The sequence below is a fragment of the Okeania sp. SIO3B5 genome (genome assembly GCF_010692555.1).
Lineage (GTDB): Bacteria > Cyanobacteriota > Cyanobacteriia > Cyanobacteriales > Microcoleaceae > Okeania.
Genome location: NZ_JAAHHG010000363.1, coordinates 1 through 10,224, shown reverse-complemented (window position 1 = coordinate 10,224; position 10,224 = coordinate 1). Strand labels below are relative to the sequence as shown.

Genomic DNA, 10,224 nt, shown 5'->3' with positions numbered 1-10,224 from the left:
CTCTAACCCTGGCTTTTTCATACCTTTTAGAGCCTTTAGTTTTATGAGATAATGACTTACTTAACTTTCTTAACTTCTTAATTCGTTTCTTAAGTGGTTTAGGAGCATCAACCTTTGTACCGTCACTAAATGTAGCAAAGGTTTTAATACCTAAATCTATACCTACTGAATTATCAGTTTTAGGTAAGACTTCTGGTTGTATTTCTACTACAAAACTCAAGAAATATCTATGAGCTGAATCTTTGATTACTGTTACTGATGATGGAGCAGTAGGTAATTCTCTTGACCATACAATTTTCAGCTTTCCAATCTTGGCGCTTCTAAACTTTGTGTCGATCAATTTTAAATCCTCCCTTTGTGAACCTAGCAGTTTGCTTTGACTTTCTACTTTTAAATCGCGGAGCGTTGCGAGGAACGAAGCAATCTGGAGGTTTAATAGCCCTACCTTTTCTCTGACCTTTTGTTGATTTAAAAAAGTTTTGATAAGCCTGGTTTAAATCATTCAATGATTGCTGCAATGGTATGTTAGAAACCTCTGACAACCATTCTCTTTCTTCAGTCTTTTTAGCAGATGTAATAAAAAGCTTTTGTAGTTCTGAATTAGAAGATTTCTTTTCTCCTGATTTATACCTATGTTGGCAGTAAGCTAGACTATCATTCCAAACCACACGGACACAGCCAAATAGCTTGGCTAATCGGTATTTTTGTCCCGGGGTTGGATATATACGGTACTTAAATCTAGCTTTCATAACTTGACTTTCAAACTAATAACATAATAACATATTTATAGACAAAAATCAACTAAAAAGTCGCCCTAGAAGGGCGAGGCTTGAAACCCATTTTTCTGGTCAATGGTTGATTAGCAGAGACTTTCCAAGGATTGGGTGTAGACAGCTAATGTCTATTGTCTATAAGGTTAAATTATTGTTTAACTTTCACCTTTTTACCATGACAGGTGCTTCTGATGCGCTCAATAGTTTTAACGAAGTCAGAAGTCATAATTCAGAAGTCAAAAGTTAACCCACCCCTCGCCCCTCCCAGCTATCCCTTATAAAGAACTCCTCAGACACGAGGACACGGAGACGCACCAGACACGGGGACACGGAGAGAAGGGGAGAAGGGGAGAAGGAGAGCAGGGGAGAAATAGTCATAGTATCTAAGTTAAACTACTTAATATGCCAAAATTAATGTACTTTGAAGTACATTTTCTCTCTAGAAAAAGGCTTTTAAGGTCTTGAACATAATTTGTCTATTTTGTCAATTTTTATGTTAAGTAAAGATTTTTATAAAGCATAGGCCCCTCCCAGGAGGGGAAGTAGGGGATTTGAGCTTTGCTCCAAAAATATTTCGCCTTAAAAGGCGGGGTTGCGCGACCCAATTTTTTTGATAATCAAAGATCTTTGATTTTAAACTTTTAAGATTAACTATACAAATTAATTATTTACTTAAATATTTAAAAATGCAGTAGAACTAAAACAAATTCTTGCTTAATTCATTAGAAAGCTGAATGCAAGTGCATTCCGTAGGAAGAGCTGACTGCTAATAGCTGAATGCTTAAATATACTGAAGATTAGATACTGTTGTATTTTGTAGTCTTAGTAAATTAGATTTCAGTACTAGGTAAATTATATGGTTGCAGTTAGAAGTACATTTTTGGCCCCAAAGAATAAGTCCCCAAAGACGAATTTGTCTGTCGTCTCAAAAAAATCAGCTCGCCGACAAAAACTAACAGATGAAAAAAATTTATCTGATGATAACTATGCTTCAGAAGATAGTAGGGATTCACAAACAATTCAAGAACAGAATTTGGCTCAAGTCATATCTTTGCCTAAGTCTAAACCACTCTGGTTAAAATCTTTGATGGCGACACAGTTAACTTCATCCATGGTCGCAGTATTATTAGCAAGTACCAGTGTGGCAATTTATGGCTGGACAATTTATGGTCAGTCAAAATGGACGACAGAATATCAAGAATTACAAAAACTTAGACAAAAAGAACAGCAGATAAGTGTGGCTAATGAATTATTAAAAAATCAAATAGCTGAACAAGCTTCAACTTCTGATACTGATTTAGTTTCACCAAATTCTGTAAAGCGGATATTTTTAGATCCAGCACCTCCACGTCCTGCTCCTAATCCTCCTAAACCTTATCTAGAATCTACTTCTGGTCATAAATATCTCCTCAACACACCAGTGGGATATTAGATAGGCAGGGAATAGGTATGGAGGGAATAGGTATGGAGGGAATAGGTATGGAGGGAATAGGGAAACCATTCGGAGCTTTGCGGAACGCAAATGCCGCCCCTACATATGGCGTTTTCAAGGTGAATTTGCGTAAGTCAACTAATATTTGACTCAAAGGAAGAAAATTAAAAAAAGGCAAGGGTTTAAATCTCCCACTTCTGAAAGTAGCTGACATTAAATTAAAGATTTAACCACAACTTAATAGCAGTTATCTTACTCTTATGTATTCGTTTTTTCTTCTTCTCTGTTGCCTGTTGCCTGTTGCCTAAAAATCTGCAATATCTCACAACTAAAATCATATTGCTATATAAGCATTCAGCTATCAGCTAGAGTTAAAACTTTTAACTGTAATTTTTTGAAGCTTCTTAGCTGTCCTAATCTTAATGTGTAGTGCTATAAATAACTTAAATGCCTGCTTCTAAATATACTTCAAATACTCAACTTCGTCGTAAGTATTTAAAAAACAAACAAACAGAACAATCTAGTTCTAAATTTAAAACTCAAAATCCCCAAAGTGAAACAGATTCTGTTAAAAATATTCAGCCAAAACCAGAAAAATGTCAAAAATCTAGACTTTTCCTAGTCTGGATACTTTTAATATTTGGCTTATTAGGATTAGTAATTAACTTATTCTATTTACAAGTATTGCGAGGCAAAGCATTACAACAACAAGCAAAATACCAGCAAACTGAAGAATCAAGTCCTTTCGTTCCCAGACGCCCAATAGTTGATAGAAATGGCAATACTTTAGCAATTGATAAAATAGCATATACCCTCTATGCTCACCCCAAAATTTTTAATCGTTCAAAACAAGAAGTTGCTTATGAATTATCAACTATTTTAGAAGGAGCAAATTTGGAGAAAACTCTAACTTCAAATGACTTACTCCAAATGTTCAACGAAAGAGAAACAGGTATAAAAATTGCCGACTTCATACCTCAAGAAGCTAGAGATAAAATTACTAACTTATTTGTTGATGGTTTAGAGTTAATTCAACATCCACAACGTGTTTATCCTCAAAAAGAATTAGCTGCTGAAGTAGTAGGATACGTAGATGGAGAAAGTAAAGGTCAAGCTGGAATTGAATATAGCCAACAAAATCTCTTAGAGCGCTCTGTACCAAAAATCAAATTTCGGCGCTTAATCAAAGGTGCTTTGGTACCGGACGAACTAACTACAGGTTTTCTACAGTTAGATGACCTTTCTTTGCATCTAACTATTGACTCTCGCTTGCAACGGGCAACACGAACTATTCTCAAAGAACAATTAGAAGCTTATGAGGCCAAGCGAGGTACTGTCATAGTGATGGATGCTAATGATGGTTCTATTCTATCTCTGGTATCAGAACCTTCTTATGACCCAAATCAATACTATAACTATGACGTAACACTATTCAAAAATTGGGCTGTAACAGATGTTTATGAGCCAGGTTCTACTTTTAAACCAATCAATGTGGCCTTAGCTTTAGAAGTAGGAGCAATTGAGGAAGATAGTATATTTTACGACACAGGTAGAATTGTTATCGGAAGTTGGCCTATATTTAACTCTGATGGTAGCGGTGGGACACGCACTGTGACTCAAATTGTTCAACACTCTAGTAATGTAGGTATGGTGAAAATTATTGAACAAATGCCTCGAGCTGTTTTCTATGATGGCCTTAAACGCTTAGGATTAGGAGATACTACTGGTGCAGACCTTCCTTTTGAAGCACCGAGTATTTTAAAGGACCGCAATCAGTTTTTAATGGTGCCGGTGGAAGCTGCTACTACTGCTTTTGGTCAGGGTTTTTCTCTTACTCCTCTACAATTAGCACAGCTTAATGCGGCTTTAGCAAATGGGGGTAAGTTAGTGACACCTCATGTGATGCGTGGTTTGTTTAATAGTAAAGGACAACCATATTGGCAGTTGTCTTTGCCAAGTCCTAGACAGGTGTTTTCTTCTGATACTACGACAAAAGTATTGGCAATGATGGAAAAGGTGGTTGAAAGTGGTACTGGTAGAAGAGCTAGAATGTCTGGATATCGAATTGCTGGTAAGACTGGTACGGCTCAAAAAGCTTCTGAAACTGGGGGTTATTCTAAGAAGGCTAAAATTACAAGTTTCGTGGGTATTTTGCCAATGGAGTCTCCGCGTTATGTGGTTTTGGCGGTTATTGATGAACCTATTAAGGGTAGTGGGGGAAGGGTGGCAGCTCCTATTGTTAAGTCGGTTATTAAGTCTTTGATTAATATTGAGCAAATTCCTCCTTCTGATGTCAGATCTGGTAACAATTAATAATTAGGGCTTGCGTATGGAAAGTCTTTTAGTAGGGGTAGGAGTCAGGAGTCAGGAGTCAGGAGACAGGAGGAATGGGGAATGAGAGAGGAGGTAGGATTAAACAATTAATAATTAATAATTACCTCAAGAGTGAAAACGGTATTGATTGACTAAATAAATAACTCACTAAAGTTGAATCTTGGTAATAGCAATATTACCAGCAAAGCAAACATCTACATCTGTGCCAGGAGTGCGATCGCGTTCTTGATATTTTCCAGCATAATAAAAATTTTCTCCTTCCATTCGATAAGCTACTGGTAATGGTTGGGTTGATGGTGTGCAAAATACCATTTTTGGATCTGGTGCTTCGGGTTCTAAATGAGGAAAGTTTACATTCCAAAAAGCTCCTGGTTCAATGGGACGGTTGAGTAAATCTGCTAATACTATCTCTGCTAAACGAGTTACTCTTTCCCAATTAACAGGTTTTTTTCCTTGACGATATTGAGAAAGGGCTATTCCTGGAATTCTGTGAAATGCTGCCTCTCTTACTGCTGCTACTGTACCAGAGATGTAGACGTCTACACCCATGTTACCTCCTGAGTTAATACCTGAAAGTACCCATTTGACATTTTTGTTGATGTGTGTTATTGCAATTCTAGTACAATCTGCTGGTGTACCTGCGATCGCGTACTCAACCTCAGACAAAGTTTGGATATTAATTGGTTCTTGAGTCGTAACTTGATGTCCACAACCAGATAATTGTTCTTGAGGAGCGACAATAATACTTTTTTTAGAAGATGCTAAAGGTAAGTTGACATTATTGACGGCTGTCAAAAGTGCTTTGATTCCAGGAGCATTAATTCCATCATCATTAGTGAGAATAAAGGTCATACTTTTTAATAATTTGAGTTTAGCTAGTTGATAATTCTAACATTGCCAGTCATTTGGGTTATCAGTTATCAGTACCTCATCCTAAAACAATTACAAATCAATACTTTTGACTGTCAGATGTGCGTCTTACATTCTGGAGGCGATGTGTGCGGAAATGGTTCCGCACTATAGGAGTTTTGTCTTATCTGTTTGCGCAGCATTCCGTAGGAAACAGTCTTGGCCTATAAATCAGTAATAAGTCTGGCTTTTCTGAGGATAAATTTCATCACTGTTTCTTCCCGAGAAATAATGTCTGCTTTACCTTCCATCCCTAATTGAAGATCGCAAATTTTTTCCTTATGTCCAAAAGAATTACTTGATGGTCTTATAGTAATTTCATAATATTTTTCTCCTGTACTAACTTTGGAAGTAGAAGAAGTTAGTTTTGAATTTGGAGAAATAGCATCTGGAGAAATTTTAAGAACTTGACCCTTGAGTGTGCCATAGTCAGGATAAGGACAAGCCGAAATCTTCATTTGTACTTTTTGCCCAATTTTTACCTTACTAATATCAGCATTCCTCACGAAACCTTTAATTGCTAAAGAAGCGTCATTAGGAGCAATTTGAGCAATTTCATCACCTATACGCACATTTTGGCTTATATTACGCAAACTGAGATTGAATAAAGTACCACTTAGTGGGGAACGAATAATTGTTTGTGCTAAAAGGCGTTCAATTTGTTGTAATTCTTTTTTAGTATGATTAATTTGTTGCTGAATACGAATAATTTCTTGCTTTAACTCGTCTTCTTCTTTTTTTAAAGCAATTAGAGTAGTTTTGCCTCTGGCAACTTCTCGTTCAATTTTATGTTTGTGAGCTTCAATAGGGGCTTCAGTAGGATTTAAATGAGCTTTAAGTCTGGTTAATCGGGCTTTAGTAGCATTAATATTTTGTTTACGTTGTTCAATTATTTTTTCTCGCACTTTTAGCCTTGATTGTCTGACATTGTAATCTTGTTCGGCTTGTTTAAATGCTAGTTTTGTTTCTTTATATCTTTGTTCAGAAATAACTCCTTCTGCACTTATCTCTTCATATATGTCACGTTTCTCAATAGCTGCTTCTAAAGCTACTTCAGAAAATTTTAATTCTGCTTCAGCTGATTGTAGCTCTAATTCTGCTCTTTGTAATTCTTCTTGAGCGGAAATTAAATCAGCATGAGCTTCTTCTACTTGCGTCGCAACTGTTATACTTTTCTCCTGATGATTACGAATAATCTCGTCAAGTTCTGCTTCTAAAGTATCAACAGTACGCTCATTTTTAATATTTTCAATTTCTAGAGCAATTTTATGTCTATCTAACTTTGACTTAATTTGTTTTAATTCTGCCTGAAATTGCTCAATTTTATTTTGTAGTTGACTTTTTTGTATTTGTAAACGATCATCTTCGAGAATAGCAATCTTATCTTCTGTTTGAATATATTGATTTTCTTTGACTAAAATTTCCTTAATTCTTCCTTCAGCCGAGGATTGAACTATTTTTAATTTTCCTTGGGGGCGAATTTGTGCCTCAGCTTTAACTGAAACTGGATATTTAATCATAGAAGCCAGTGTTACTGCTACACCAAAAGCGCCGATAATAAATATTCCTCCTAAAATGGTAATGAAATTAATTGGTTGTAAATCATAATTTTCGTAATCATTATCATCCTCATTATCATCCTCATTATCCTGTTCATATTCTTCAAATTCCTGTTTCTTGTTTACTAATAAGAAAGGAGAAGAAGGATCGAATTTATCTTCTTTCGGCTTAATTTTTTGAGAAAATATTGAGTTATAACTTGGCATAATTAATTTTATTGATTATTTGATAAATGATTTGTTTTAAATAAATGCCCAGGTGTTGTTTCAGTTTCTAATTTACCATTGTTTAGTTTAATTATCCAATCTGCTTTTAAAAAAACTTGCTCACGATGACTAATAATAATGGTAGTTTTTTTCTGACGATGAGCAAAGATATTATCTAAAATTTGGGCCTCACTCTCGGAGTCAAGAGCACTTGTAGATTCATCTAAAATTAAAATTGGTGGATTTTTTACTAAGGCCCTAGCAATAGCTAAACGTTGCTTTTGTCCTCCCGAAAGACTAGCCCCAAATTCCCCTAAAACGGTAAAATAGCTATTCGGAAGTTGACTAATAAATTGATGAGCACCAGTTATTTTACAAGCCTTAAAAATTTCTTCGTAACTCGCATGAGGATTGCCAAGTCGAAAATTTTCATAAATACTTCTACTCCAAAAATGGGTATCTTGAGGAACTAAAATAATTTGTTTTCTTAAGCAGTCTAAAGAAATATCTTTGAGGTTATAATCCCCAACACTAATCTGCCCAAAGCTATTATGTTTACTGGTTTTTAATTCAAGAGGATATAAGCCAGCTATTAATTTAACTAAAGTACTTTTTCCACATCCAGATTTACCAATTAAAGCTGTAACTTTACCTCCTGGAATTCTAAAGGAAAAATCATTTAATAAGTTTACTCTTCCAACATGATGAAAAGTAATATTTTTGCCAAAAATATCTTGAGTAGGATCAATATTTACCCAAGCTTTTTTAGCATTATTTTTTGTTTCTGAGGTAGCATCAATTATTTCTGTTAAACGTTGGGTAGAGGTTTTAACTCTAGCTAATTCATCCACTAGCTCAATAACTGTACCAATAAAAGAAGTTAGATATTGACTCATAGAATGAAAAGCTAATAGTTGACCAATAGTTATCTGTTCTGAAATAACTAAAGAACTACCATACCAAAGTAAAGCAATACCTGAAGCCATAGCGACAAAATCAGAAAAAACATTATTGACAATGCCAATTTTGAGAGTATCTAAAGTCAGATTTCCTAACCTATTAAAACGACTTTGTAATTCTTCCCAAAAATCAGGTTCTGCACCAGTTGTTTTTAAGCTTAATGCTCCTTTAAATGTCTCTACTAAAATACCCTGACTTTCTGCATCTAAAATCATTAAGTCTCGGGTTTTATTCTCTAAAGTTGGTTGCAAAAAGATTGTTGTTAGAGTCATCAAAAAAGCGTTAAGAATGCTTATTCCTGTCAATTTAGGACTATAATAAAACATTAAACCAAGAGAAACTACAGCCATGAAAAATTGACTAGGCAAACTAACAACAACTTGAGCTACTAATTGATTAATATCAGAAATATCATCTAAACGACTAACAATTTCACCACTGCGTCTTTGTTCATAATAACTAAGAGGAAGGCTGAGAATTTTTTTGCCAAATTCCATCATTAAGCCTAATTGTACTTTTTGGGAAAACCAGCCAATTAACAAAGATTGAACTAATTGTCCAATGCTACTAACTAAGCCCATTACCAAAACAGCAATTGCCATTCGTGTTAACATCTGACTATCCCCTCTCACTAAAACATCATCCGTGAGAAATTGAATTAGTAAAGGTGATGCTAATGCTAATAATCCAATGACAATATTGATAAACAATACTTCTATTAAGATACCTTTATAGGGAAGAATCCTTTTTAAAAAACGATTTAGCCCACCAATTTTGTCATTAGGCTGATCATAAAATGTTACATCAGGAGTTAAAGAGAGAATAATTTCTGTTTTCCAGCCCCTTTCTAATTCTTTTGGGGTCAAATAAAGTAATCCAGCACCAGGATCTGCTACTACATATTTTCTATGGTGTTTCCCGAACAAAACTACAAAATGATTCCCCTGCCAATGAATAATAGCAGGTAGACACTGTAATCTTTGATGGATATTAGTTGGTGATACTTTCAACGCACGACTATAGAAACCTAATGCTTCTGCCCCTCTTTTTAAGCCTAATAAAGTTGTTCCAAATTGTCCTGTACCAGTTAATTCTCTTATTCGAGATAAGGTAAAATTCCGTCCAAAAAATTTAGCAATACTAGCAAGGGCCGCCGGACCACAATCTTCTTCATCGTGTTGTAAAATACAAGGGTATTTTTTCATAATAGTAGTATAGATAACAAGTAGATAAGCATGAAAAAGTTGAGCTATACTACAGCGGATTCCGTGGTTTATAAATTACAGTAACACTAGATTTTTAAATAGTTTTTGAAGTATGGAATTAAGTTTTCATTCAAAATTTACACAAATCTAATAGAATGACTATACCATACTTATATGGAATAGTGGAGCTTACAAAAAATAAAAGTATAGAATAGGCTAAAATTATAGATAGGCAGAGGCTTTTACGTCAAAAAGGCATAAATCCTTAATTACCAAGAGTTTAGGCATTTTTAAGGCATTGACGTAATTCTCTTATCTAGACTGACTCTCAGCCATTTTTCAACCATAAAATGTGTAAGTCCCAATAGGCTGTAAGATTTGTATACTAACTCCAAGCTCCTCCAAACAGTTGAGTTGAGGGATCTTTAAATTTTGTTGCTATATAACAAAATTTAACCCTAACTTACTCAGGACTTACGCATAACAACCATATCTAGTAGGGGTAAACAGCAGTCTTTCCCTACAGATGATGTATGATTTGATATTTTGCGTAAATCCTGTTACTTACTGGAGAGTACAAAGTTCTTCTCGAAAACGATTTGCTTTCAAGACTAAAAGTATTACTGGAAAAGGCTTACAGCACCCAAAGTTCTAAAATTGAGAGTTTCTAACCTTGAGTTCGCTGAATGCCTTAACTAGCAGTAGTTATTCCAAGAACTTCTCATTAGTCTAGTTACTTTTTATATAGAATCCGGTTACGTAGTATATGTTTATATAGCAATATGATTTGAGTTGTGAGATATTGGAAACTTTTAGGCAACAGGCAACAGGCAACAGGCAATAGA

Annotated in this window: 8 protein-coding genes; 3 read left to right on the top strand and 5 right to left on the bottom strand. The window is 35.0% G+C overall.

What is annotated here, in order from left to right:
* Window positions 1-340 (bottom strand): transposase (locus F6K54_RS31930; RefSeq protein ID WP_293086969.1); only part of this gene is annotated, 340 nt, incomplete at its 3' end.
* Window positions 321-749, bottom strand: coding sequence for a helix-turn-helix domain-containing protein (locus F6K54_RS31925; protein WP_293086966.1), 429 nt, complete (start codon window positions 747-749; stop codon window positions 321-323). The genes F6K54_RS31925 and F6K54_RS31930, both read right to left, overlap by 20 nt.
* Window positions 750-897: 148 nt before the next feature.
* On the opposite strand from F6K54_RS31925, the gene F6K54_RS31920 reads away from it, so the two are divergent.
* The 3 genes from F6K54_RS31920 to F6K54_RS31910 all read left to right on the top strand — a co-directional run bounded on the left by F6K54_RS31920 (window position 898) and on the right by F6K54_RS31910 (window position 4,518).
* Complete coding sequence (locus F6K54_RS31920; RefSeq protein ID WP_293086963.1) at window positions 898-1,020, top strand: hypothetical protein; 123 nt, start codon at window positions 898-900, stop codon at window positions 1,018-1,020.
* Between the two features lie 609 nt (window positions 1,021-1,629).
* Entirely contained in the window at window positions 1,630-2,205 is a 576-nt protein-coding gene (locus F6K54_RS31915; protein ID WP_293086960.1) for a hypothetical protein, read from the top strand.
* A 447-nt stretch (window positions 2,206-2,652) separates the two neighbouring features.
* Complete coding sequence (locus F6K54_RS31910) at window positions 2,653-4,518, top strand: penicillin-binding protein 2 (RefSeq protein ID WP_293086957.1); 1,866 nt, start codon at window positions 2,653-2,655, stop codon at window positions 4,516-4,518.
* Window positions 4,519-4,686: 168 nt separating this feature from the next.
* Here the strand turns inward: F6K54_RS31910 and surE are convergent, their stop codons facing one another.
* The 3 genes from surE to F6K54_RS31895 all read right to left on the bottom strand — a co-directional run bounded on the left by surE (window position 4,687) and on the right by F6K54_RS31895 (window position 9,379).
* Window positions 4,687-5,391 carry a 5'/3'-nucleotidase SurE gene (gene surE, locus F6K54_RS31905; RefSeq protein ID WP_293086954.1) on the bottom strand — a complete coding sequence of 235 codons (705 nt, stop codon included), beginning with the start codon at window positions 5,389-5,391 and terminating at the stop codon, window positions 4,687-4,689.
* A gap of 221 nt (window positions 5,392-5,612) precedes the next feature.
* A complete protein-coding gene (locus tag F6K54_RS31900; protein ID WP_293086951.1) occupies window positions 5,613-7,214 on the bottom strand; it encodes an HlyD family secretion protein in 1,602 nt (533 codons plus the stop codon).
* Window positions 7,215-7,222: 8 nt separating this feature from the next.
* The gene (locus F6K54_RS31895; protein WP_293086948.1) at window positions 7,223-9,379 is read right to left on the bottom strand and encodes a peptidase domain-containing ABC transporter; all 2,157 of its coding nucleotides are present in this window, start codon (window positions 9,377-9,379) and stop codon (window positions 7,223-7,225) included.
* Window positions 9,380-10,224 lie beyond the last annotated feature (845 nt).

Excerpts from the sequence above, each read along its gene's own strand:
- F6K54_RS31915 (WP_293086960.1), top strand. The coding sequence starts at position 1,630 with ATGGTTGCAGTTAGAAGTACATTTTTGGCCCCAAAGAATAAGTCCCCA.
- surE (WP_293086954.1), bottom strand. The coding sequence starts at position 5,391 with ATGACCTTTATTCTCACTAATGATGATGGAATTAATGCTCCTGGAATC.
- F6K54_RS31925 (WP_293086966.1), bottom strand. The coding sequence starts at position 749 with ATGAAAGCTAGATTTAAGTACCGTATATATCCAACCCCGGGACAAAAA.
- F6K54_RS31920 (WP_293086963.1), top strand. The coding sequence starts at position 898 with ATGTCTATTGTCTATAAGGTTAAATTATTGTTTAACTTTCACCTTTTT.
- F6K54_RS31900 (WP_293086951.1), bottom strand. The coding sequence starts at position 7,214 with ATGCCAAGTTATAACTCAATATTTTCTCAAAAAATTAAGCCGAAAGAA.
- F6K54_RS31910 (WP_293086957.1), top strand. The coding sequence starts at position 2,653 with ATGCCTGCTTCTAAATATACTTCAAATACTCAACTTCGTCGTAAGTAT.
- F6K54_RS31895 (WP_293086948.1), bottom strand. The coding sequence starts at position 9,379 with ATGAAAAAATACCCTTGTATTTTACAACACGATGAAGAAGATTGTGGT.